The sequence below is a fragment of the Microbacterium sp. NPDC055683 genome, from assembly GCF_053617895.1.
Window position 1 is genome coordinate 91675 of record NZ_JBSHGQ010000007.1, and the last position, 24414, is coordinate 116088.

Below are 24414 nucleotides of genomic sequence, written 5' to 3' on the forward strand. Positions count from 1 at the left end.
CGCCGATGCCTCGACGCGGGTCAGAGTCGCCGGCGCCCCTCGAAGGCGCGGCCGAGCGTGACCTCGTCGGCGTACTCGAGGTCGCCGCCGACGGGCAGCCCGGAGGCGAGCCGCGACACGGCGATCTCGAGCGTCGTCAGCAGCCGGCTGAGGTAGGCGGCGGTCGCCTCGCCCTCCAGGTTCGGGTTCGTCGCGAGGATGACCTCCTGCACGGTGCCGTCGGCGAGGCGCGACATGAGCTGGGCGATGCGCAGGTCGTCGGGGCCGACGCCGGCGATCGGGCTGATGGCGCCGCCGAGCACGTGGTAGCGGCCCCGGAACTCGCGCGTGCGCTCGATCGCGGCGACGTCCTTCGCGTCCTCCACGACGCAGATGACGGTGAGGTCGCGCCGGGGGTCGCGGCAGATGGCGCACGTCTCGCTCTCGGAGACGTTGCCGCAGATCTCGCAGAAGCGCACGCGCTCGCGGACCTCCCGCAGCAGCTCGGACAGCCGCGACACGTCGAACGCGGGGGTCTGCAGGATGTGGAAGGCGATGCGCTGCGCCGACTTGGGGCCGATTCCGGGGAGCCGGCCGAGCTCGTCGATCAGCTCCTGGACGATGCCGTCGTACATGGCTGGATGGTGTCCTCTGTCGGGGGTGTCACAGGAAGCGGGTCACGGGCTCGTACGGCTCCTCATGCAGGAAGGTCGCACCGAGCACCTGCCGGACGACGGCCTCGCCGTACCGCTGGATGCCGTCGCCGCCGACCTGCCGCCGCTGCACCGTGGGCGCGGGCGGCGCCTGCGGGGCGATGGCCTCCGCCGGTTCCGGCGGGATGTCGCCGGGGTCGATGTCGTCGTCCTCCGGTTCGGGCGTCGGCACGGGGTACGGCGCCGCTGCGGCCGCAGGCGCTGCGGCCGCGGGCGCTGCGGGAGCGGCCGGCGCCGGTGCGTGAGCGGGGAGGTGCTCCGGTGCCTGCCGAGGGATGGGCGCGGACGTGGCCGGCGCCGAGGGGACCGGCGCCGAAGGGGCCGGCGCCTGCGCGATCCGATGCGTCTGCGGGGCGGGATCGGCGTCCCCGTCCGGAGAGGACGGTTCCTCCGCCTCGACGGCGACGGCCGCCGCGCCGGGGATCGGCGCGACGGCCCACTCCGTCACCGCGGCGTTCGACGCCGCCGTCGCGCCGCCCGGCTGACCGCCGGAACCGGCGCGCGGCGCCTCGCTCGATGGACGGGCGGGCGAACCTGTCTGGTTGCCAGCGGGCTGCGGCGCGGAGGGTCGTCCGCCTCCCCCGCCGGGTCCGCCCTGGCCTCCGGGTCCGCCCTGGCCTCCGGGACCACCGGAGCCGGGGTCGAGCCGGGCGAGGTACTTCACGCGGATGCCGAGCTCCGCCGCGATGGCGCCGCGCAGATCCTCGCTCGGCCCGCCGCCCTGCGGTGTGCGCTGCTTGAAGGACGCCAGGTCGCTCGCGTTCGTGAACGCGAGCGTGAGGACGTCGCCCTCGGCCGCGACAGGGCGTGCGCTCTGGAGCACGAGCCAGGTCGAGCGGCTCCGCTGCTCGAGCGTCTGGAGGACCGACGACCACGCTCCGCGGACAGCGGGAAGCGTGAGCACGGCGGCCGGCTCGGGCCGCCGCGGTACCGGCTCCGGCTCGTAGGCCGGCTCGTACGGCGGTTCGTCCTCGTCGGTCGGGAGCGGGCCGTCGTCGATCGGGACGCCCGCCGCAGGAGCGCCGGCACGGGAGCCGGGCCGAGGCGGCTCCGCGCGTGCGGCAGGCTCCGCGCGTGCGGCCGGCTCCGCGCGTGCGGCCGGCTCCGCCGTGCGCACGGGCCCGTCGGCACCGGGCGGGATGGTCGCCCATCCGGCGGCGGGGACCGTGCCGTCGTCGACGTGGCTCCCCGATGCGGCATCGGAGGGCCGCTCTGCGATGTCGGGCTCGTCGGTGCGCGGCGCGGCAGCGGGAGGAGCGGCGTCCGCGGGTACGGCGTCCGGCGACGGCGTCGCGGGGGCTGCGGGTGCCGCCGCGGGCGCGACCGGAGCCGCGACGGGCGGAGCGGCAGGGGCCGGAGCCGCGACCGGAGCCGCCGCGGGCGCGACCGGAGCCGCGGCAGGCGCGGCCACCGGAGGCGCCGCAGGTGCGGCCACCGGCGCAGCAACAGCAGGAGCGGCAGGCGCGGCCACCGCCGCAGGCGCGGCCACCGGAGCCGCCACCGGGCCGCCCGCGCCGGCGCGCGCCGTCGCGGCCGGGCTCGTCGCGGCCGGGGGGGCGGCCTGCGCGCCCTGGGTGAGCACACGGGCGATCATCAGCTCGAGCTGCAGACGGGGCGACGTGGCGCCCGACATGGCGTCGAGGGCGGCGCTCACGACGTCGGCCGTGCGCGAGAGCCTGTCGGCCCCGAAGCGCTGCGCCTGCTGACCCATGCGGTCGAGCTCGTCGGCGGGGATGCCACGCAGCACGGCGGAGGCGCCGGCGCCCGTCGCGGCGATGACGATGAGGTCTCGCAGGCGCTCGAGCAGGTCGTCGACGAAGCGGCGCGGGTCCTGCCCCGTCTGCACGACGCGATCGACGGCGCCGAACGCCGACCCCGCGTCGGCGAGCGCGAAGGCGTCGACGACCTCGTCGAGGAGCTCGCCGTGGGTGTAGCCGAGCAGGGCGACGGCGCGCTCGTATCCGACGTTGCCGCCTTCCGACCCCGCGATGAGCTGGTCGAGGATCGACAGGGTGTCGCGGGGCGACCCCCCGCCCGCCCGCACGACGAGCGGCAGCACGCCGGGCGCGACGGCCACGCCCTCCTCGGCGCAGAGCTTCTCGACGTAGCCGAGCATGGCCGCAGGCGGCACGAGGCGGAACGGGTAGTGGTGCGTGCGCGAGCGGATCGTCCCGATGACCTTGTCGGGCTCGGTCGTCGCGAAGATGAACTTCACGTGCGCCGGAGGCTCCTCGACGAGCTTGAGCAGCGCGTTGAAGCCCTGCGGCGTCACCATGTGCGCCTCGTCGAGGATGAAGATCTTGAAGCGGTCGCGGGCGGGCGCGAAGATCGCGCGCTCGCGCAGGTCGCGCGCATCGTCGACGCCGTTGTGGCTCGCGGCGTCGATCTCGACGACGTCGAGCGAGCCGCCGCCCGTGCGGGAGAGCTCGACGCAGCTGTCGCACGTCCCGCAAGGGGTGTCCGTGGGCCCCTCCGCGCAGTTCAGGCAGCGCGCGAGGATGCGGGCGGAGGTGGTCTTGCCGCAGCCGCGCGGGCCCGAGAACAGGTAGGCGTGCCCGATGCGGTCGCCCCGCAGGGCGGTCATGAGCGGTTCCGTGACCTGCGCCTGGCCGATCATCTCCCCGAAGGTCTCCGGCCGGTAGCGGCGATACAGTGCGGTGGTCACGGATCCAGCCTACGGCTCGCCGCCGACATCGCGCCGCGCGGTGCGGGCGCTCGTCTCGCGCGACGGCGGATGGTCACGCGGCCAGCGCCTCCGCCATCCGCGCGACGCCCTCGCCGCGTGCGAGGAGCTCGGCGACGAGGATGCGCGCCTGCCCCGCCCGCAGGGTCCGGGCGAGCACGGCACCGGACGACACGAGATCGTGTCCTCCGCCTCCGCCTCCGTAGACGGCCGCGAGCGAGCCGCGCGGCACGCGGCTCGAGACGACGACGGCGACGCCCGCGTCGACGCACCGGCGCACCCCCGCGACGACGTCGGCCGACGCGTTGCCCGTTCCGAGGGCCAAGAGCACGATGCCGCGTGCGCCGGCGGCGAGGCTCGCGTCGAGGTGGACGTCGTCGCCGCCCGGCACGACGGCGACGAGGTCGACGCGCACGGCGGCGACCCCGTCGTGCGCCCGTCGGGCCGTCGCGAGCGCGGGGGCGAGCGCGTCGTCGTTGCGCCGGAAGGCGTCGGGATGGTCGGTGCGGGCCTTGTACGCGCCCCAGGCGGGCAGCACGCGCCCTCCGAAGGCGATGACGACGCCGCCCGTCGCGGGATGGCGCGGCGCCGGCTCCCTCCCCGACGCGATCGCGAGCGCATGCGCGAGGTTGGCCGGTCCGTCCGCACGCGGGTCGTCCGGCAGGAACTGCGCACCCGTGACGACGATGGGGCGCGGATCGGCGCCGCACTGCAGCCCGACGAGCAGAGCGGTCTCCTCCATCGAGTCGGTGCCGTGGGAGACGACGACACCGCGCACCGCGGGGTCGGCGAGCGCGTCGACGACCGCATCGGCGATGGACTGCATGTCGGCCAGTCGGAGGGCCGACGAGTCCAGCGCCATCAGCTCGACGACGCGCAGCGGCACGTCGGCGCCGGCGGCGAGCTCCTGGCCCGACAGCACGGGCACCGCGGCGCCGTGCGCGGACAGGCGGCCGGCGATCGTCCCGCCCGTGGCGATCACGACGACGTGGGGCGTGCTCGACACGGTCTCCGCCTTCGGCTCGGGCGGTTGCTCACCGCGCAGATCTGGCAAGCTGCCAGACAGGTCAGAGCAGAAGGATACGCCAGACCGGAGCCGAGCGCACTCAGCCCAGGGCGGCCGACCTCGTCAGCGGGATGACGACGCGCTCGACCTCGCCGAGGTGCTGCCTCATCGCCTCGCGGGCCTCGATGGGCGACCCCACCCCGATCGCCTGGGCGATGTGCCGGTGCTCCCGGCTCGAGGGCTCCCTGCGCGCCGCGACGCGGTTGACGAGCTCCGACTGCCGGGCCAGCGCATCGCGGATGTCGGCCACCGCCTTGGCGAAGACGGCGTTGCCCGAGGCCTGCGCGATGAGCGAGTGGAACCGCGAGTCGAGGAGAACCCACTCGTGGGGGTCGTCGCACGCGTCCATCTCGTCGCACAGCGCCGTGAGCGCGTCGCGCTGCTCGTCGGTGCGGCGCTCGGCCGCGAGGCCCGCTGCCGGCACCTCGATGTGCGGCCGCGCCTCCATGAGATCGCGCGCGGAGAACTCGCCGTAGGCGAGCTCCACCTCGGCGCGATCGGCGATGACGTACGTCCCGCTGCCCGTCCGCGTGCGGGTCAGGCCGAGCGTCTGCAGCGAGCGCAGCGCCTCCCGGATGATGGGTCGGCTGACGGCGTACCGCTCGGCGAGGAGCGCCTCGGACGGCAGGCGGGTGCCCACGGGGAGGGCTCCGCGCGCGATGGCGGAGCGGAGGTCCTCGATCACGGACTCGGCCACGCTGCGCCGGGAGACGGGCGCGACGCTCGCGGTCCATTCATCGGGCATGGAGTCAACTGTCGGCATCCGGGCCCGCGATGTCAAACCGCGGGCCCGGTCGCATCACTCGCCCGCACGGTCGACGAGGTCGTCCGCCACGATCGGGATGGCCGTCGTGACGGGCGGCAGCGTGGGCTCGAGCGGCGTGCCGTCCTCGCGACGCAGCGACGAGTGCCGGCGCATCGTGGGGCGTCCGGGGATGACAGGCCCCTGGTCGGCGAGCGGGACGACGGCATCGGCCGCCGCGCTCGCGACGTACTCGGCCCCGCGCACGCCGAACGTCACCGGCTCGCCCGCCGTGACGTGCACGCGCAGCTCGGAGCGGCGGATGGTGACCTCGAGCTGCGACCCCTGCCAGGTCAGCGCGAACTGCAGCTGCGGCCATCCCTCCGGCAGGCGCGGATCGAAGGTGAGCGCGCCGTCGTGGTCGCGCATCCCGCCGAAGCCCGAGACCAGCGCCGTCCACACGCCGCCCGCGGACGCGACGTGCACGCCATCCGAGGTGTTGCGGTGCATGTTCGCGAGGTCGACGAAGAGCGCGTGCTCGAAGTACTCCAGGGCGAGGTCCTGGTAGCCGACCTCGGCCGCGAGGATCGACTGCACGACGGCCGACAGGGTCGAGTCGCCCGTCGTGAGCGGGTCGTAGTAGTCGAAGTCGGCCTTCTTCTCCGCCGCCGTGAACTGGTCGCCCTGCAGGAACAGCGCGAGCACGACGTCTGCCTGCTTGAGCACCTGGAACCGGTAGATGACGAGCGGATGGAAGTGGAGCAGGAGCGGCCGCTGCTCGTCGGGCGTGTGCTCCAGATCCCAGACCTCCCGCTCGAGGAACAGGGCGTCCTGCGGATTGATTCCGAGGTTCTCGTTGTAGGGGATGTACATGGCGTCGGCCGCGCGCTCCCACACCTCCGGCTCCCCCGCGTCCAGCTGGACCCGGTCGACGAGGTCGCGGTAGGCGCGCCCCGACCGCTCGGCCAGCTGCCGGACGACCTCGGCCGCCGCCCGCAGGTTGAAGCGCGCCATGACGTTCGTGAAGAGGTTGTCGTTGACGACCGTCGTGTACTCGTCGGGACCCGTGACGCCGTGGATGTGGAAGCTCTCCTCGCCGTCGGTCTGGCGCCAGAACCCGAGGGTCGTCCAGAGCCGCGCGGTCTCCACGAGCACGTCGGCGCCCTCGCGCGCCATGAACTCGACGTCGCCCGTCGCCCGCACGTACCGGACGAGGGCGAAGGCGATGTCGGCGTTGATGTGGTACTGCGCCGTGCCGGCGGCGTAGTACGCCGACGCCTCCTCGCCGTTGATCGTGCGCCAGGGGAAGAGCGCTCCGGCCTCGCTCATCTGCGCCGCGCGGCGCCGCGCGGCGGGCAGCATCTTCGTCCGCATGCGCATGGCGTTGCGCGCCCACAGCGGCGTCGTGTACGCGAGGAACGGGAGGATGTAGATCTCGGTGTCCCAGAAGTAGTGCCCGGAGTACCCCGACCCCGTGACGCCCTTCGCCGGGACGCCCCAGCCGTCTGCGCGTGCCGAGGCCATCGCGAGCTGCAGGAGGCACCACCGGGTGGCCTGCTGCAGGTCGTCGTGGCCCGCGATGCGCACGTCGGACCGCCCCCAGAAGCCGTCCATCCAGGCCCGCTGCGCCGTGTGCAGGGCCGCGGCCCCCACGAGCATGGTGCGGTCGAGGGTGCGCCGGCAGCGGTCGACGAGCTCGGACGGCGGCACGCTGCGCGAGGTGTGGTACGACACGAACTTCGTGATGGTGACGGGCACGCCGGCGCGCGCGTCGATGCGGAAGACGTTCTTCGCGATGTCGGGGTCGATGAGGGCCCGGTGGGTGTAGGGGTTCGTCGTCTCCACCACATGGTCGGCCACGACCGCGAGCGTCATGCCCGACGACGCGGCGCGGTACGACAGCGCGGACCGGGTGCCGTCCTGCCAGTGCTCGTCGGGGACGAGGACGCGGTCGGCCTCGATGCGCTCGGCCCTGCGCGGATCGAACGATCCCGTCGCCGCGGCGGGCCGACCCCCGTAGACGTCCTGCCCGTCCTGGCGGTTGATGAGCTGGCAGTTGACGACCACGGGCGCGTCGGCATTGAGCACCGTGACGGTCATCCGCTCGACGGCGAGGTGGCGCTCCTCGAACGGCACGAGCCGGTCGGACTCGAGCAGCACCTCCTTGCCCGACGGCGTCACCCACAGCAGGCGGCGGCGCAGCACCCCGTCGCGGAAGTCGAGCACGCGCTCGTACTCCCGCACGTCGGCGAGGTCGAGCGAGAGCGGCTCGTCGTCGACGTACACGCGCATGACCTTCGGGTCTGGCACGTTGACGATGGTCTGGCCCACCTCGGCGAAGCCGTAGGCGCTCTCGGCGTGGCGGATGGGCCAGGTCTCGTGGAACCCGTTGATGAACGTGCCGTGCTCATGCGCGTGGCGTCCCTCGGGGTAGTTGCCGCGCAGGCCGAGGAAGCCGTTGCCGACGGCGAAGTTCGTCTCCGTCACGCCCGCATCGTCCTCGGAGTAGCGCGTCTCGACGAGACGCCAGGGGTCGACGGGAAAGCGGTCGCGGTCGATCATGCGGATGCTCCGGATGTCGGGGGCGGATGCCCGGGCGGGGGTGGGCGGACGGCCCGTGCTGCTCAGTGCCGCTGCTCGGTGCGGCTGCTCGGTACGGCAGATGGTGCTGCGGATCGGTGCTGCGGATCGGCGCTGTTCAGCGCGATGCGGGTCCGACGAGCTCGGCGAGGTCGTCGACGACGATATGCGCTCCTGCCGCGGCGAGGGTCGCCGCCCCGGCGCCGCGGTCGACGCCGACGACGAGGCCGAACCCGCCGGCCGCCGCCGAGGCCACGCCGCTGAGGGCGTCCTCCACGGCCGCCGACCTCGCGGGCGAGACGCCGAGGAGCCGTGCACCCGCGAGGAACACGTCGGGCGCGGGCTTCGACGGCAGGTGGTCGCGCTCGGCGAGGAGGCCGTCGACGATCACGGGGAACCGGCCGCGGATGCCGGCTGCATCGAGGACGTCCCCGGCGTTCTTCGAGCTCGACACGACCGCGACGGGCACGCCGGCCGCGTCGAGGGCGTCGAGGAGCGCGAGCGAACCGGGGTACGCCGCGATGCCCTCCGCCTCGAGCACCGCGGAGAAGACGGTGTTCTTGCGGTTGCCGATGGCGCAGACCGTGTCGACGGAGGGATCGTCCGAGGGGTCGCCCCACGGGATCTCGACGTCGCGACTGCGCAGCAGCGCCGCGACGCCGTCATAGCGCTTCTTGCCGTCGAGGTGGTCGAAGTAGTCCTGGTCGGCGTAGGGCGGCTCGATCTCCCACTGGGCGAACAGCTGCTCGAACATCGTGCGCCAGGCGTGCATGTGCAGGTCGGCGGTCGGCGTGAGGACGCCGTCGAGATCGAACAGCACGGCGTCGTACCGGGTGAGGTCGGGAAGTGTCGCGTCGGGCAGTGAGGTCACAGATCCTCCGTCACGCAGGATGTCCGGGTCGACCCCAGCGTAGTGCGTCAGGCGGCCGTCGCCGCCAGGGCTTGACGGGCGATCTCGAGCTCCTCGTCCGTCGGGACGACGAGCACGGCGACGCGCGCGCCATCGGGCGAGATCACGCTGACCTCGCCGCGGCGCACCGACGCGTTGCGCTCGGCGTCGACCTCGACCCCCGCGAACGCGAGCGTCGCGAGCGCGCCGGCGCGGACATCCGCCACGTTCTCGCCGACCCCGGCCGTGAAGGAGACGACGTCCACGCCGCCGAGCTGGGCGATGTAGGCGCCCGCGTATGCGCGCAGGCGGTGGATGTACACGTCGAACGCGAGCTGCGCGCCGGCATCTCCCGCCGCCCGCCGCTCCTGGATGTCGCGCATGTCGGAGACGCCGGCGAGACCGAGCAGGCCGCTGCGCTTGTTGAGGAGCGTGTCGAGGTCGCCTGTCGTCATGTCGGCTCGGCGGGCGAGCTGGAACAGCACGGCGGGATCGAGGTCGCCCGACCGCGTGCCCATGACGAGACCCTCGAGCGGGGTCATCCCCATCGACGTCTCGACCGACCGACCGCCGTCCACGGCCGTGACGGACGCGCCGTTTCCGAGGTGGAAGACGAGCTGGCGCAGCTCCTCGAGGGGGCGCCCGAGGAATCGCGCGGCGGTCTCCGAGACGTACTTGTGGCTCGTGCCGTGGAACCCGTAGCGGCGCACGCGGTGGGCGGCGGCGACCTCGCGGTCGATCGCGTACGTGTAGGCCGCGGGAGGCAGCGTCTGGTGGAAGGCCGTGTCGAACACGGCCACGTGGGCGACGTCGGGGAACGCCGCCCGCGCCGCGCGGATGCCCTGCAGCGCTCCGGGGTTGTGGAGCGGCGCGAGCACCGACAGCTCGTCGATGTTGATCTCGACGAGGTCGGTGACCACGGTGGGCTCGAAGAACCGCGCACCGCCGTGGACGACGCGGTGCCCGACCGCGGCGAGCGCCGCGGGATCGAGCGCGGGCCCGTGCGCGGCGAAGGCGTCGAGCATGACGCGGAACCCGGCCGTGTGGTCGGGGATGGCCGTCTCTCGGCGGTGGGTGGCGTCGGCGATGGCGGGCGACGGCTCGCCCGCGCCGGCCGCGAAGCGCACGGTGTGGCTCGCCGAGCCGAGCTCCTCGCCGATCCGCTCGACGAGGCCCGAGGCGAGCACGCGCTCGTCCGCCATGTCGATCAGCTGGTACTTGAACGACGAGGAGCCGCTGTTGACGACGAGGACCGGCTGCGCGCTCATGCGCTCTCCCCCTGGGCCTGGATGGCGGTGATGGCGACGGTGTTGACGATGTCGTCGACGAGGGCGCCGCGCGAGAGGTCGTTGATGGGCTTGTTCAGCCCCTGCAGGACGGGGCCGATCGCGACGGCGCCGGCCGACCGCTGCACGGCCTTGTAGGTATTGTTTCCCGTGTTGAGGTCGGGGAAGACGAACACCGTCGCGCGGCCGGCGACGGCGGAGCCGGGCAGCTTGGCCTTCGCGACGGCCGCGTCGGCGGCGGCGTCGTACTGGATCGGCCCCTCGATCGGCAGCTCGGGAGCGCGCTCACGCGCGATGCGGGTCGCCTCCCGCACCTTGTCGACGTCGGCGCCCGAGCCCGACTCGCCCGTGGAGTACGACAGCATCGCGACGCGCGGGTCCACGCCGAACTGCCGTGCCGTGGCGGCGGACGACACCGCGATGTCGGCGAGCTGCTCGCTCGTGGGGTCGGGGATGACGGCGCAGTCGCCGTAGACGAGCACGCGGTCGGCGAGCGCCATGAGGAAGACGCTCGACACGACAGAGACGCCGGGCTTCGTCTTGATGATCTCGAACGCCGGGCGGATGGTGTGGGCCGTCGTGTGCGCGGCGCCCGAGACCATCCCGTCGGCGAGGCCCAGGTGCACCATCATCGTGCCGAAGTAGCTGACGTCCGTGACGGTGTCGGCGGCGCGCTCGTAGGTCATGCCCTTGTGCGCGCGCAGCCGTGCGTACTCGGTCGCGAACTTGTCGACGTGCACGGGGTCGAAGGGGCTCAGCACGGTCGCCTGCGAGATGTCGACGCCCAGCTCGATCGCGCGGGCGCGCACCTCGAAGGGCTCGCCGAGGATCGTGAGGTCGGCGACGCCGCGCTGCAGCAGGATGCCCGCCGCCCGCAGCACGCGGTCGTCGTCGCCCTCGGGCAGGACGATGCGGCGGCGGTCCGACCGCGCCCTCTCGAGGAGCGCGTACTCGAACATGAGCGGCGTCACGACGGTCGACTCGGCGACGCCGAGCACGAGCGTGAGGTCGGCGATGTCGACGTGCTTCTCGAAGAGCGACAGCGCGAGGTTGTAGCGCTGCGGCGACGACGCGGCGAGCCGGCCGCGGGCGCCCATGACGCGCACGGCGGTGGCGTAGGTGTCGCCGTCGGCGCGGATGATCGGCAGGTGCGATCCGAGCCCGTCGAGGAGCCGCGACACCGACTCCGGCACCTCGAAGGGGCCGTTGAGGATGATGCCGGCGATCGAGGGGAACGTGCCGGAGGCGTTGGCGAGGAGGGCCGCGAGCAGCACCTCGCTGCGGTCGCCGGGGACGATGAGGCAGGCGCCCTCGGTGATGCGGGGCAGCACGTTCTCCATCGACATGGCCGCCACGACGACCCCGAGCGCCTCGCGCGTGAGGAGCGCCTCGTCGCCGCCCACGAGGCGGCCGTCGACGGCCCGCATGACGTCACGCATCGACGGGGCCACGAGCATGCGGTCCTCCGGGATGGCCCAGACCGGGATCCCCGGGACGGCGCCGCGCACATCGTCGACGGTCTCGTCGAGGCGGTCGCCGTCCGCGCGGTTGACGACCACGGCGAGCAGCTCGGCCCGTTCGCGCACGACCTCGGGCACCGCGAGCGCGGCGATCTGCGCCATCTCGCCGGGAGTGCGCGCGGCGGTCGTGCCGAGCTGCTCGGTGTGCCCCTGGTGCGCGCGCCCGCCGAGAACGAGCAGGACCGGGATGCCGAGGTTGGCGGCGACCCGCGCGTTGTAGGCGAGCTCGGCGGGGCTGCCCACATCGGTGTAGTCGCTGCCGAGCACGACGACCGCGTCGCACGTCGCCTCGACGGCCTTGAACCGAGCGACGATCGTCGCGAGCGCGACATCGGGATCGGCGCGCACGTCGTCGTAGGTCACCCCCACGCACTCGTCGTACGCGAGGTCGGTGCCATCGTGGTCGAGCAGCATCTCGAGGACGTAGTCGCGCTCGTCCGCCGAGCGCGCGATGGGGCGGAACACGCCGACGCGGGGCGTCGCCCTGCTGAGGGCGTCGAGCATCCCGAGCGCGATCGTCGACTTGCCGGAGTGACCCTCCGCTGACGTGATGTAGATGCTTCTCGCCACGATTTCTACCCTATGTCGAAGAAGGGCGATGCGACGGGCTCCACAGCGGATTCTCCGCGGGGAATGAAAAGACTCTCCGCGTACCCGGCAGAGCCCGGTTACCCTTGCTACGTTTCCGTCCTGGGGGAGTTGGCCTGGATGCCGCCACGCGGAGAGCTGACATCAGTCTAACCCGGATTGCGAGGTGCCCCGTGACAGAGACCATGTCGGCCGAGGTGTTCCAGGAGTCGGCGGGCGGCATCGCGCGCGCCGTGTCGAGCGTCATCGACGGCAAGCCGGAGGCCGTCGACAGCGCCGTCATCACGCTCCTCGCCGAGGGGCACCTGCTCATCGAGGACGTTCCCGGCGTCGGCAAGACCCAGCTCGCCCGCGCGCTCGGCGCCTCGATCGCCGCGAGCGTGCGCCGCATCCAGTTCACCCCCGATCTCCTCCCGAGCGACGTCACGGGCGTGTCGGTGTTCGATCCCGCCCGGCGGGAGTTCGAGTTCAAGCCGGGGGCGGTGTTCGCGAACGTGGTCATCGCCGACGAGATCAACCGCTCGTCGCCGAAGACCCAGTCGGCGCTCCTCGAGGCCATGGAGGAGGTGCAGGTGACGGTCGACGGCCGCACCCATCCGCTCCCCTCCCCGTTCCTCGTCGTCGCCACCCAGAACCCGCTCGAGATGGAGGGGACCTACGCGCTGCCCGAGGCGCAGCGCGACCGCTTCATGATGCGCATCTCGATGGGCTACCCCGACGCGGAGGCGGAGGAGCTCATGCTGCGCCAGCGCGACACCGCGAACCCCCTCGACGCCCTGCGCCCCGTCGTCGACGTGGACAGGGTCGCCGCGCTCATCGCCTGGGCGCGCGCCGTGCACGTCGCGCCCGTGGTCGCGCAGTACGCCGTCGCGCTCGCTCAGGCGACGCGGCGCCATCCCGATCTGCGGCTCGGGGCGAGCCCGCGCGCGACCATCCAGCTCGTGCGCGCCGCGAAGGTGCGCGCGGCGCTCGACGGACGCGACTACGTCATCCCCGACGACGTCTCGACGCTCCTCGTCCCGGTGTTCGCGCACCGCCTCATCCCGACCAGGGCGGCGTCCGCGCACCGCGGGGAGCACGAGGCCGTGCCGACGGTCCTCGCCCGCATCGTGCAGTCGATCCGCGTGCCGCTCGCGACGGCGCGCTGAGCGCATGTCGCCGTGGCCGCTCACCGCCAGGGGCACGGGAGCCGTGCTGCTGGGCGCCGGCCTGTGCGTCGCCGCGCACCTGCTGGGCTCCGCCGAGGCGCTCGCGTTCGGCGTGCTCCTGTTCGCGCTCGTCGCCGCGTGCCTGCTGTCGCTGTTCCTGCGCACGCGCCCTGAGCGCGTCGTCCGCACACTGCGGCCGGAGTCGGTGTCGATCGGCGATGAGGCCCTCGTCGAGCTGCGCGTCTCGGGACGCTCGGCGCTGCCGACCCCCGGTGGGCGCTGGGCCGACGGACTGCCCGCCGGGTTCTCGGGCGATCCGACCGGCGCGTTCCCCGCGATGCTCCTTCCCCGGCGCGGTGCCAACGACACGCTGAGGCTCGAGTATGCCGTCACGGGCATGCGTCGCGGCACGTGGACCCTGGGGCCGCTGTCGGTCGTCGAGCACGACCCCTTCGGGATCGCCCGCCGCAGCCGACGACTCGGCGAGCGCACGGCGGCGACCGTGACGCCGTGCATCGTGCCGCTCGCCCCGCTCCCGCGCACGGCGGGCGATTCGGGGCTCGCGCTCGCGACCGCCGAGCGTCGCGGCCAGGGAAGCGACAACCTCATCCCCCGCCCCTATGCGCCCGGCGACTCCATGCGCCGCATCCACTGGCGCGCCTCCGCTCGGCTGGGCGACTTCATGGTGCGCGAGGAGGAGCAGGAGGCGTCGCCGCACGCCGTCGTCGTGCTCGACCGCAGCACGGCGCGCTGGTCGGACGATGCGGCCTCCCCGGGAGCCGACGCCGCCTTCGAGACTGCCGTCGCACTCGTCGTCTCTGCCGCGTGGCGGCTCGCCGGAGACGGCTATCTCGTGAGCGTGGTCGACGGCGACGGCGCGCTCCTCGCCGCACTCGGCGTGCAGGGCGCCTCGCACGTCGACGAGCGCGCCGATCTGCTGCGCGCGTTCGCCACCGTCGCGACGCGCTCGTCCGACACGCTGCCGAAGCTGGCGGACACGCTGGCGGGCGCCGCGACGGGGCCGCTCGTCGTCGTCGTCGGCCGGCTCGAGGTGGCCGACGTCCCCTCGCTCTCGCGGCTGTCGCGGCGGGGCGCCCTCCCCCTCCTCTTCTCGGCGGCGCCCGGCATCGAGGCGCTCGACGCGGCCAGGCGCTCGGGATGGCGCGCGCACGCGCTCGGCGACGACCCGGCTGCGGCATGGGCGCTGGCGACCGTGCCAGGGGGCTCCCGTGACGGCGCCTGAGCAGGACGGCATGCGCCGGCCGCGCAGGCGACGTGCCGACGCTGCGCTGGCCGTGTGGACCGGCGTCGCCGTCATCGCCGCCGTGCTGCCGCTCGCCCGCATCGTGACGCCGTCGTGGCTTCCCGGCACCGTGCTCGTGGTCGCGATCGTGCTCGCCGCCGGGTTCGCGGTGCGGCGCACACGCCGCCCCGGATGGGCCGTCGCGGCCGAGATCGCCGCATGGGTCGTCTGCGCGACGGTCGCGCTCCCCGGGTCCGTGCCGCGCGCCGTCATCGTGCCCGTGCCGGAGACCTTCCCCGCTCTCGACCGCCTCCTCGTCCGCGTCTCGGAGGAGATCCTCCAGGGCGTCGCCCCGCTCGACCCGTCGAGCGGCCTGTCGTGGGTGCTCGTCGCCGCGATCGGCCTGTTCGCGATCGCGATGGCGCACGTCGTCCTCACCGCTCGTCTGCCGCTCCTCGCCGCGGTCGGCTTCATCACGGTGTCGCTCATCCCCTCGTTCGTCGTGCCGCAGCGCGTCGAGCCGGTGTACTTCGTGCCCCTCGCGGTCGCCGTCCTCCTCCTGCTCCGCGCCGACACGCGGGCACGCGATCCGCGTCGCGGCGTCGGCTACGCCGTGTCGGCATCGGCCGTCGCCGCCGTGGTCGGGACCGTCGCCGTCGTCGCAGCCCTCGCCATCCCGCCGTTCCTGCCGCAGCCCGTCGCCAGGCCGGGATCGGGCCTCGGGCCCACGACGACGATCGATGCCGACCTCGACCTCGGGGCGAGCCTGCGCGAGCCCTCGCAGACCGAGGTGCTGCAGCTCACGACGGCCGTCGGCTCGGCGCCCTACCTCCGGGTCGCGACGCTGTCGTCGTTCGACGGCGACGTGTGGACGCCCGATACGGGCGCCCTCACGGGTGCGGGGGCCGCTCTCCCGGGGATCCCCGGCATCGAGGTCGCGACCGTGCCCGGATCGGCGCGCATCGAGGTCACGCGCCTCACCGGCGGGTTCCTGCCCGTCCCCTACGCCCTGACGGACCTCGACGCCGACGGCGCGTGGTCGATGCTGGAGGCCAACCGCACGATCGCGTCGAGCTCGGAGACGTCGCTCGGCGCCGAGTACGGCGTGCAGTGGCAGCGCGCCACGCCGACGCGCGAGCAGGCCCAGGCCGCGGCGGTCGGAGCCGACGCCCCCGCGCAGGCGCTCGCCCTGCCTGCGCTCCCCGACATCATCACCTCCCTCGCGCAGGAGGTCACGGCGGAGGCGTCGTCACCGTACGACCGGCTCCGCGCGCTGCAGACGTGGTTCCGCGGCGGAGCGTTCGCCTACTCGCTCGAGGCGCCCGTCGAGGAGGGCTTCGACGGCTCGGGAGTCGAGGCGATCGCCCGGTTCCTCGAGGTGCGCTCCGGCTACTGCGTGCACTTCGCGTCGGCGTTCGCGGTCATGGCCCGCTCGCTCGGGATCCCGACGAGGGTCGTCGTCGGGTACCTCCCCGGCACCTCGACGGGCACCGCCGAGGACGAGGACGGCGCCTTCGTGTACTCGTACACGAGCGCGCAGCTGCACGCATGGCCGGAGGCCTACCTCGACGGCATCGGATGGACGCCGTTCGAGCCGACCGCGTCGCTCGGCGTGCCGACGAACTTCCTGCCCGAGACGCCGGGGGAGGTCGGCTCGGAGGAGGAGGCGCCCCTGCTGCCGAGCAGCGCCCCGACGCCGACCGCGACGGCGGACGATGCGGCAAGGGCCCCCGAAGACGCCGGCGGCGGGGTCGCGCAGGGCGATGACGACGGCCTCGCGCGAGCCCTCGCCGCGACGGGCGCCGCCGTGCTGGTGCTCCTGGCGCTGCTGCTGCCCTTCCTCATCCGGACGGCGCGGCGGATGCGCCGGTTCGGCACGGGCGACGACGTGCGCCCCCGCGCGGTGTGGCGGGAGGTCGTCGACCTCGCGATCGACGCCGGCGTGCCGGTCGCCGCGAGCGACAGCCCCCGCGCGCTCGGAGCGCGCCTCGTCGCGGAGCACGGCGCACCGTCCGCCGACGTGGACCGGCTCGTCGGCGCCGTCGAGCGCTCCGCCTACGGCCGCGAGGGCGGCGCGCTCACCCAGGAGGCCGCCGCGGCCTCGGTCGAGCGCATCCGCCTCGGCCTCCTGCCCACCCGCGGCTCCCGCGCCCGTGCGGCCCTGCTGCCGCGGTCGCTCGCCGTCCGGCCGACCGTGGTCGACCCGGTCTGAGCGCCCGAAGCCCGAGGGCTCACGCCACGGGGACGACGGCGTTCTTGCCGACGAGTGTGATGCCGCTCGGCGTCACGGCGAACCCGCGCGCCATGTCGGCCTCCCGTGAGATCCCGATCGACGCGCCCGCCTCGACGACGACGTTCTTGTCGAGGATGGCACGGCGCACGGTCGCGCCCGGCTTGATGCGGGCGTTCTCGAAGATGATCGAGTCGCTCACGTGCGCGCCCGATTCCACGATGCCCCCCGTCCCGAGCACGCTGCGCTCGATGTGCGCACCCGACACGACGGTGCCGCCCGCCACGAGCGAATCGATGACGGTGCTCAGCGTGCCGCGCGCGTCGCGCGTGAACTTCGCCGGCGGCATGTTCACCTGCTGCGTGAAGATCGGCCACTCCTGGTTGTACAGGTTGAACACGGGCAGCACCGAGATGAGATCCTGGTGCGCCTCGAAGTACGAGTCGATCGTCCCCACGTCGCGCCAGTAGTACCGGTCGCGCGGCGACGCGCCGGGCACGGTGTTGCGCTTCATGTCGTACACGCCCGCCGTGCCGCGCTCGACGAACGCCGGGATGATGTCGCCGCCCATGTCGTGGTTCGAGTCGGGCCGGTCGCCGTCGCGGAGCACCTCGTCGATGAGCGCCTGGGCCGTGAAGACGTAGTTCCCCATGGACGCGAGCACCTCGCCGGGCGAATCGGGCAGTCCCTCCGGATCCTGCGGCTTCTCGAGGAACTCCCTGATCCGCGTGGGCTCATCGGGGTCGATGTCGATGACGCCGAACTGGTTGGCGAGCGAGATGGGCTGGCGGATGGCCGCGACCGTGGCGTCGGCACCCGACGCGATGTGCGCCTCGATCATCTGGTCGAAGTCCATGCGGTACACGTGGTCGGCGCCGACGACGACGATGTAGTCGGGATGCTCGTCGTACACGAGGTTGAGGCTCTGCAGGATGGCGTCGGCGGACCCCTGGAACCACCTCTTGCCGAGGCGCTGCTGAGCGGGCACCGACGCGATGTACGACCCGAGGAGGCCGTTCATGCGCCACAGCTGCGAGATGTGGCGGTCGAGGCTGTGCGACTTGTACTGCGTGAGCACGACGATCTGACGCAGACCGGAGTTGATGAGGTTCGACAGCGCGAAGTCGATGAGACGGTACTGGCCCCCGAACGGCACAGCGGGTTTCGCCCGGTCCTCGGTGAGCGGCATGAGCCGCTTGCCTTCGCCGCCTGCGAGAACGATGCCGAAGATCTTGGCCATGGCCTCAACCTAGTGGGCGCCGCGCCCCAGCGACAGGCTCGAATCGCCGTTCGTCATCCGCAATTCAGGGGCCGATCCCTGAGGACGTCTTTCGGGCGCTAGGTTGGGCGCATGCGAGTCGATCTCCTCTCCCGCGAATACCCGCCGGAGGTCTACGGCGGCGCCGGCGTGCACGTCGCCGAGCTGGTCACGGCGCTGCGGCGGGATGTGGACGTCGTCGTGCGCGCATTCGGCGCGCCCCGCGACGAGCCGGGCGTGTTCTCGTACGCTGCGCCGGCCGATCTCGCGGGCGCGAACGGCGCGCTGCAGACCATGGGCACCGACCTCGCGATCGCGCGCGACGTCGCGGGCGCCGATCTCGTGCACTCGCACACGTGGTACGCGAACTTCGCGGGGCGCGTCGCGCAGCTGCTGCACGGCATCCCCCACGTCGCGACGGCGCACAGCCTCGAGCCGCTGCGCCCGTGGAAGGCCGAGCAGCTGGGCGGCGGCTACCGGCTGTCGAGCTGGATCGAGAGGGAGGCGCTGACCTCGGCCGACGCCGTCGTCGCCGTGAGCGAGGGCATGCGCCGCGACCTGCTGCGCGTGTACCCGGAGCTCGAGCCCGACCGCGTCCGGGTCGTCTACAACGGCATCGATCTCGACGGATGGCGCCGTGTCGACGACGGCGAGGCGGTGCGTGCCCTCGGCGTCGACCCCGATCGGCCGTCGATCGTGTTCGTCGGGCGCATCACCCGGCAGAAGGGCCTGCCCTATCTGCTGCGCGCGGCGCGGTCGCTGCCCGCCGGAGTGCAGCTCGTGCTGTGCGCCGGCGCCCCGGACACCCCCGAGATCATGGCCGAGGTCGAGGGGCTCGTCGCCGAGCTGCGTGCGGAGCGCGACGGCGTCGTCTGGATCGACCGGCACCTGCCGCGCCCCGAGCTGTGCGCCCTCCTCAGCGCCGCGACGACGTTCGTCTGCCCGTCGGTGTACGAGCCGCTCGGCATCGTCAACCTCGAGGCGATGGCCTGCGGCGCCCCCGTCGTCGGGACCGGCACGGGCGGCATCCCCGAGGTCGTCGCCGACGGCGTGACGGGTGCGATCGTGCCGATCGAGCAGGTCGACGACGGCACGGGCACCCCCCTCGACCCCGACCGGTTCGTCGCCGACCTCGCGGCCGCCCTCACCGAGATGGTGTCGGACCCCGACCGTGCGAGGGCGCTGGGCGCCGCGGGCCGCGAGCGCGCGGAGCGCGAGTTCTCGTGGGGCGCGATCGCCGACCGCACGCGGGCGCTGTACGCCTCGCTGCTCGCCTGAACCCGTTCCGGGCGCCGTCCGGAACGGGCGAAGCCCCGTCCGGATCGGACGGGGCTTCGAGAGCGGAAGCGACAGGATTTGAACCTGCGATGCGAGTTACCCCGCATACTTGGATTCCAGCCAAGCTCCTTAGGCCTCTCGGACACGCTTCCAGAGGAAGAGCCTAGCACGGGCATGGCGGTCGCCCCGATCCGCCGGTCCCCTGCGGCGCCGTTATCCGCGCCCGCCGCCGGCGCCCCGGCACCCGGGGCCGACCTCGGCGGATCAGGCCGCGCAGTTCGCGCAGATGCCCGTCGCCGGCAGCACCATGAAGCACGTGGGGCAGATCTCGGGAGCCTTCTCCGGGGCGGCGGCACGGCGCGGCGCGGCGGCCCCTGACGCCTTCGCGGCGGACGACCGGCGTGCGGCCGGCGCGGTGCGACGGCCCGTCTCGGGGTGTGTGACGCCCCATGCGCCATGGAAGCGGCGGCTCGGCCAGCGCTCGGCGCCGCCCGCGAGCCGGGCGGCATCCGCCTCCGACCGGAATCCGTTCGTGAAGCCGGCGTGCACCTCGAGCGCAGCGCTGCCGCGCCGCTCGATGCGGAAGTACGTGCGGTACCCGACGAATCCCGTGACATCGAGCCCGTCGACGATCGCGCGCACGAGGGCCTGGTTGAGCGGCGGGGTGCCGTAGGAGAGGAACGCCTCCTCCAGCGAGTCGAACCGCCTGGCCCGCCCCTCCCTGCCCTGGTCGACGGTGGTCTCCGGCGTTGCGCCCATGATCGCGTGCTCCTCCGCGCGGCGGATCGGGACGGCCGCGCCCTCCCATTGTCCCCCGGGAGCGCGGATCCCGCCCGCGACGCTGTTTGAACTGATCAGTTAACACGATCGTTCGATTGGCGGGCCGATCCGCAACGCCCGGGTAACAGCGCGGGCGCAGAGTGGTCTGCGACAGGAGGAGAACCATGACGCACACCACCAGCGCCCCATCCCCCATCGACGCGCGATGCTTCCGCGACGCCCTGGGCCACTACGCCTCGGGCATCACGATCGTGACGGGACACGACGGGGCAGAGCCCATCGGGTTCACGTGCCAGTCGTTCTACAGCGTCTCGGTCGACCCGCCCCTCGTCTCCTTCAGCGTCATGAAGACGTCCACCACATGGCCCCGCATCCGCGAGACCGGCCGCTTCGCGGTCAACGTCCTCTCCGGAGGGCAGAGCCACGTGTCGGGGCAGTTCGCGCGCAAGGGCACGGACAAGTGGGCCGGCATCGACTGGAACGCCGCCGCATCGGGCGACCCCGTCATCACCGGAACCCTCATGTGGGTCGACTGCGAGACCTGGGCCGAGTACGACGCGGGCGACCACTGGATCGTCGTCGGACACGTCGTCGAGCTCAGCCCGGAAGGGTGGCACACGGGAGAGCCGCTTCTCTTCTTCAAGGGACGGTATCGCGAGCTGCTCGCCATCGACGCCGCCTGACCCCCGCCGATCCGCCATCCCGCCGTGGCGGATCTGCTGGATCACCGGGGGAAAGAAGAACGTAACAGGAGTCGCCAGACGGCGACATCCCGGCGAAACAGACCACGCCTAGCGTGGTGAACCAATCGATTCACTCCGAGACGGAGCCTCACGCGTCGCGGCCCCCTGACCAGGAACGCCCATCCAGAGACCGGAGCAGCCCGATGACCCCAGCGCTCACCCTCACCGCCCCCGTCGCCGTCTCCGGCGCGCAGCCTCCCGTCCGTCCCGCTGTCGCGATCGCGGGCGCCGACAAGGTGTTCTCCCTCGGCCGAGGCAAGAGCCTGCAGGCGCTCGCCGCCGTCGACATCGAGATCGCGGAGGGCGAGTTCACCGCCGTGATCGGCCCGTCCGGGTGCGGCAAGTCCACCGTCCTCCGCCTCGCCGCGGGGCTCGACACCCCGACCAACGGCACCGTCGAGGTCTTCGGCGACACCCCGCACGCGCTCGCGGCGCAGCATCGTCTCGGCGTCGCGTTCCAGGAGCACGCCCTGCTTCCCTGGGCCTCCGTCCGCCAGAACATCGCGCTGCCGTTCCGCGTCGCGGGCCGCCCCGTCGACGACGACCGCGTCGACGGGCTCATCGAGCTCGTCGGCCTCGCCGGATTCGAGAAGGCGCGGCCGAAGCAGCTGTCCGGCGGTATGCGCCAGCGCGTGTCGATCGCCCGCGCGCTCGCGCTCAGCCCCGACCTGCTCCTCCTCGACGAGCCGTTCGGAGCCCTCGACGCCGTCACCCGCCGGCGCATGAACGCCGAGCTCGCCCGCATCTGGGCGGAGGAGCGCATCACGACCATCCTCGTCACGCACGACGTCGACGAGGCGCTCATCCTCGCCGACCGCGTGGTCGTGATGACAGGCAGGCCGGGGCACGTCCGCGACGTCGTCGAGGTCGATTTCCCCCGCCCGCGCGATGCCTCCGTGACCCGCAGCGCCGAGTTCCACGCGCTCGTCGACCGCCTCACCGCCATGCTCGACGGCGCGGACGCGACGTGAACGCCGTCGTCCGCCCCGGCACGCGGGTCGCCTACGCCGCCGCGGGCGCCGTTCTCCTCGTCGTCGCCGCGCAGCTGATCGGGCAGTTCGAGCTCGCGGGCAAGGCGTGGCCGCCGCTCTCGGATGTCGTCGCCTACGTGTCGACGCCGGCCGGCGCAAGCCTCCTCGGGCGGAACCTCGTGGTGACGCTCGCCGCCGCCGCGCAGGGTTTCGCCCTCGGCACGGCCGTCGCCGTCATCGGCGCCGCGCTCGCCCTCGTCGTGCCCGTGCTGCGACCCGGCTTCGACCGGTTCGCGGCCATCCTGCACGCCGTCCCGACCATCGCCCTCGCCCCGCTCCTCATCACGACCGTCGGCCGCGAGGGCACCCCGACCGTGATCGCGGCCCTCAGCGTCGGCTTCGTCATGTTCGTCGCCATGACCTCGGGCTTCGCGTCCACGGCCCCCGCGCACCACGACCTCTTCACGGTGCTCGGCTCCGGTCGCGTGCAGCGCCTCGCGCGCCTCGAGCTGCCGCGCGCCATCCCTGCCTTCTTCGACGGGCTGACGCTCGCGGCGCCCGCGGCCGTGCTGGGCGCGACGATCGGCGAGTGGTTCGGCGCGCCCATGGGGCTCGGGCTGCTCATCGTGAGCGCCATGCAGAACTACCAGATGGCGCTGCTGTGGGCGGCGGCGCTCGCCGCCACCCTGCTCTCGCTCGCGGCGTACGTCGTGCTCGTGCAGCTGCAGCGCCTCGCCGCAAGGCGGTTCGCATGAGCCGCCTGCGCGCCGCGGGAGCGGCCCTCCTCCATCTCTGGCCGGTCGCCGTCGTGCTCGTCGCGTGGGATCTCTGGGTCGTCGTCAACGGCTACACGGCGACGGTCGCGCCGCGCCCGTGGGGAGTCATCGCCGACGTCGTGACGGGCTTCTCGTCCTACCTCCCGTCGATCGGCTACACGGTCGGGATGGCCGTGGGCGGGCTCGTCGGCGGCACGCTCATCGGGTTCGCGGGAGCGATCCTGGTGTGGTGGTCTGCGGCGCTCTCGGGAGTCGTCACCCCCGCCGCACTCGTCATCCGCTCGGTGCCCATCACGGCGATGATCCCGATCATCGCGCGCATCGTCGGCTACGGAGACGCCGCCGTCCTCACGTCGACGGCGCTCATCTGCTTCTTCCCCGCCTTCGTGTTCACCCTCTCCGGTCTGCACGCCATCCCCGACGCCGGCCGCGATCTGTTCCGCGTCCTGGGCGCGGGGCGGCTGCAGGTGCTCGCCCGGCTCGGGATCCTCCACGCCGTGCCGAACCTCATGGTCTCCGTGCGGATCACGGCGCCGAGCGCCGTGCTCGCGGCCATGCTCGCCGAGTTCCTCATGGGCTCCCACGGGCTCGGCGCGCTGTTCTCCGAATCGCGCAGCTACATGGACATGGAACGCGCGTGGGGCACGGCGCTCGTCGCGACCGTCGTCTCCGTCCTCGTCTTCGTCGGCGCCCGCGCGCTCGAGCGCCGCGTCGGCGCCCGCGTCCTCTGACCCTCTCCCCTCCCCGTCCCCTCCCCACCCGAAGGAGCACCATGCCCCGACCCTCCCGCGCCCGCTTCGCGGCCGCCGCCGCCCTCGCCTCCGCCTCCGCCCTCGTCCTCGCCGGGTGCTCCGCCGCCGAGGAGCCCGCCACGGGCGCCGACGGCGAGGAGCTCACGACCATCCGCGTGTCGCTCGGATGGATCTCCAACGTCGAGTGGGCCGGCTTCTGGATCGCCGACGCCAACGGCTACTACGCCGAGGAGGGCCTCGACATCGAATGGATCGGCGGCGGCCCCAACGCGCCGACGACGATGGCCACGGTCGCCGCGGGCGACGCCGATCTCGGCATCGTCCCCGGCACGCAGTCCTGGCTGCAGTCGTTCGCCGACGGCAACGACTGGACGGCCATCGGCGCGCTCTTCCAGGAGAGCCCCGGCGCCCTCGTCTCGCTCGCGAGCGACCCGGTCGAGACGGCGGAGGATCTCGTCGGGAAGACCGTGCTCGGCCAGGAGGGCACCCAGATCAACTACGACGCCATCTTCCAGCTCGCCGGCCTCGAGCCCGACTACGACTTCATCCCCGTCGGCTTCGACATCGCGCCGCTCGTCGAAGGGCAGGGCGTCGCGTACACGGCGTACTCGACGAACCAGCCGATCATGCTCGAGGAGCAGTACGACATGTCGCCCGACGACTACGTCGTGACGATGTACTCCGACCTCGGCATGCCGCTCTACGGCAACGTGGTGTACGGCGACTCCGCGTACGTCGAGGAGAACGGCGACGCCATGGAGGGGTTCCTCCGCGCCTCGATCCGCGGCTGGGAGGAGAACGGCGACGACCCCGCGATCGGCGCGCAGCTCGCCGTCGACGAGTACGGCGCCGACCTCGGGCTCGACCTCACGCAGCAGACGCGCGAGAACGAGCTGCAGCAGCCGCTCGTCGTCGGCTCGTACGGCGACCCGCTGTTCTGGATGGACGCCGAGCTCATGACCGACCTCATGTACCCCGGTCTCGAGGCGGCCGGCTACGGCGACGTTCCCGCCCCCGAGGAGTACATCGACATGTCGTACCTCGAGGCCGCGCACGCGAGCCTCGAGGGCTGACCCCCGCGGGGTCGGCGCGCGCCGCCCCCGCCCGGCCCCATCGACGCCCCCGACGGGAGAGTGTAGTGCGACATGTCCATCGTCGGGACCGAGCTACCCGGCGCCGCACCCCGGGG

Annotated in this window: 19 protein-coding genes, 1 tRNA gene and 1 other RNA gene; 9 read left to right on the forward strand and 12 right to left on the reverse strand. The window is 73.2% G+C overall.

Going from position 1 to position 24414, the window contains the following annotated elements; genetic code table 11:
- Positions 1-20: 20 nt before the first annotated feature.
- The 9 genes from recR to ffs all read right to left on the reverse strand — a co-directional run bounded on the left by recR (position 21) and on the right by ffs (position 12189).
- A complete protein-coding gene (gene recR / locus ACWGPF_RS04970) occupies positions 21-614 on the reverse strand; it encodes a recombination mediator RecR (protein ID WP_345441905.1) in 594 nt (197 codons plus the stop codon).
- Positions 615-642: 28 nt separating this feature from the next.
- Positions 643-3357, reverse strand: coding sequence for a DNA polymerase III subunit gamma and tau (locus ACWGPF_RS04975; protein ID WP_452331770.1), 2715 nt, complete (start codon positions 3355-3357; stop codon positions 643-645).
- 73 nt (positions 3358-3430) lie between these two features.
- Positions 3431-4381: an asparaginase gene (locus tag ACWGPF_RS04980; RefSeq protein WP_452331771.1), complete on the reverse strand. Its 951-nt coding sequence runs from the start codon at positions 4379-4381 to the stop codon at positions 3431-3433.
- A gap of 100 nt (positions 4382-4481) precedes the next feature.
- Positions 4482-5186, reverse strand: a complete 705-nt coding sequence (locus ACWGPF_RS04985; RefSeq protein WP_452331772.1) for a FadR/GntR family transcriptional regulator — start codon at positions 5184-5186, stop codon at positions 4482-4484.
- A 54-nt stretch (positions 5187-5240) separates the two neighbouring features.
- A complete protein-coding gene (locus ACWGPF_RS04990; protein WP_452331773.1) occupies positions 5241-7745 on the reverse strand; it encodes a glycoside hydrolase family 65 protein in 2505 nt (834 codons plus the stop codon).
- 136 nt (positions 7746-7881) lie between these two features.
- A complete protein-coding gene (locus tag ACWGPF_RS04995; protein ID WP_452331790.1) occupies positions 7882-8625 on the reverse strand; it encodes an HAD family hydrolase in 744 nt (247 codons plus the stop codon).
- 56 nt (positions 8626-8681) lie between these two features.
- Positions 8682-9920: an acetate kinase gene (locus ACWGPF_RS05000; RefSeq protein ID WP_452331774.1), complete on the reverse strand. Its 1239-nt coding sequence runs from the start codon at positions 9918-9920 to the stop codon at positions 8682-8684.
- Entirely contained in the window at positions 9917-12028 is a 2112-nt protein-coding gene (gene pta / locus ACWGPF_RS05005; RefSeq protein ID WP_452331775.1) for a phosphate acetyltransferase, read from the reverse strand. The genes ACWGPF_RS05000 and pta overlap by 4 nt, the downstream gene beginning before the upstream one ends.
- A 64-nt stretch (positions 12029-12092) precedes the next feature.
- Positions 12093-12189, reverse strand: an RNA gene (ffs, locus tag ACWGPF_RS05010) — signal recognition particle sRNA small type.
- A gap of 42 nt (positions 12190-12231) precedes the next feature.
- Here ffs and ACWGPF_RS05015 point away from each other — a divergent pair.
- The 3 genes from ACWGPF_RS05015 to ACWGPF_RS05025 are packed head-to-tail and all read left to right on the forward strand — an operon-like array spanning position 12232 to position 16649.
- Positions 12232-13194 carry an AAA family ATPase gene (locus ACWGPF_RS05015; RefSeq protein ID WP_452331791.1) on the forward strand — a complete coding sequence of 321 codons (963 nt, stop codon included), beginning with the start codon at positions 12232-12234 and terminating at the stop codon, positions 13192-13194.
- Positions 13195-13198: 4 nt separating this feature from the next.
- Positions 13199-14437 carry a DUF58 domain-containing protein gene (locus ACWGPF_RS05020; protein WP_452331776.1) on the forward strand — a complete coding sequence of 413 codons (1239 nt, stop codon included), beginning with the start codon at positions 13199-13201 and terminating at the stop codon, positions 14435-14437.
- Positions 14424-16649, forward strand: coding sequence for a transglutaminase TgpA family protein (locus tag ACWGPF_RS05025; protein WP_452331777.1), 2226 nt, complete (start codon positions 14424-14426; stop codon positions 16647-16649). Before ACWGPF_RS05020 ends, ACWGPF_RS05025 begins: the two co-directional genes overlap by 14 nt.
- Positions 16650-16668: 19 nt before the next feature.
- On the opposite strand, the gene glgC is transcribed toward ACWGPF_RS05025, so the two are convergent.
- On the reverse strand, positions 16669-17907 hold the full coding sequence (glgC, locus tag ACWGPF_RS05030) for a glucose-1-phosphate adenylyltransferase (protein ID WP_452331778.1): 1239 nt from the start codon (positions 17905-17907) through the stop codon (positions 16669-16671).
- A 111-nt stretch (positions 17908-18018) separates the two neighbouring features.
- Here glgC and glgA point away from each other — a divergent pair, with 111 nt between their 5' ends.
- Positions 18019-19203 (forward strand): glycogen synthase, encoded by a 1185-nt coding sequence (gene glgA, locus ACWGPF_RS05035; protein ID WP_452331779.1) that lies wholly within the window; start codon positions 18019-18021, stop codon positions 19201-19203.
- A gap of 63 nt (positions 19204-19266) precedes the next feature.
- On the opposite strand, the gene ACWGPF_RS05040 is transcribed toward glgA, so the two are convergent.
- Both ACWGPF_RS05040 and ACWGPF_RS05045 read right to left on the reverse strand, forming a co-directional pair.
- Positions 19267-19355 (reverse strand) — tRNA-Ser (locus ACWGPF_RS05040).
- Between the two features lie 112 nt (positions 19356-19467).
- Positions 19468-19962 carry a hypothetical protein gene (locus ACWGPF_RS05045; RefSeq protein WP_452331780.1) on the reverse strand — a complete coding sequence of 165 codons (495 nt, stop codon included), beginning with the start codon at positions 19960-19962 and terminating at the stop codon, positions 19468-19470.
- 185 nt (positions 19963-20147) lie between these two features.
- On the opposite strand from ACWGPF_RS05045, the gene ACWGPF_RS05050 reads away from it, so the two are divergent.
- The 5 genes from ACWGPF_RS05050 (at position 20148) to ACWGPF_RS05070 (ending at position 24298) form a co-directional block, all read left to right on the forward strand.
- Positions 20148-20666, forward strand: coding sequence for a flavin reductase family protein (locus ACWGPF_RS05050; RefSeq protein WP_452331781.1), 519 nt, complete (start codon positions 20148-20150; stop codon positions 20664-20666).
- A gap of 203 nt (positions 20667-20869) precedes the next feature.
- Positions 20870-21697 (forward strand): ABC transporter ATP-binding protein, encoded by an 828-nt coding sequence (locus ACWGPF_RS05055; RefSeq protein ID WP_452331782.1) that lies wholly within the window; start codon positions 20870-20872, stop codon positions 21695-21697.
- Positions 21694-22452, forward strand: a complete 759-nt coding sequence (locus tag ACWGPF_RS05060) for an ABC transporter permease (protein ID WP_452331783.1) — start codon at positions 21694-21696, stop codon at positions 22450-22452. The genes ACWGPF_RS05055 and ACWGPF_RS05060 overlap by 4 nt, the downstream gene beginning before the upstream one ends.
- Positions 22449-23204 carry an ABC transporter permease gene (locus ACWGPF_RS05065; protein ID WP_452331784.1) on the forward strand — a complete coding sequence of 252 codons (756 nt, stop codon included), beginning with the start codon at positions 22449-22451 and terminating at the stop codon, positions 23202-23204. Before ACWGPF_RS05060 ends, ACWGPF_RS05065 begins: the two co-directional genes overlap by 4 nt.
- A gap of 41 nt (positions 23205-23245) precedes the next feature.
- Entirely contained in the window at positions 23246-24298 is a 1053-nt protein-coding gene (locus tag ACWGPF_RS05070) for an ABC transporter substrate-binding protein (RefSeq protein ID WP_452331785.1), read from the forward strand.
- Positions 24299-24414 lie beyond the last annotated feature (116 nt).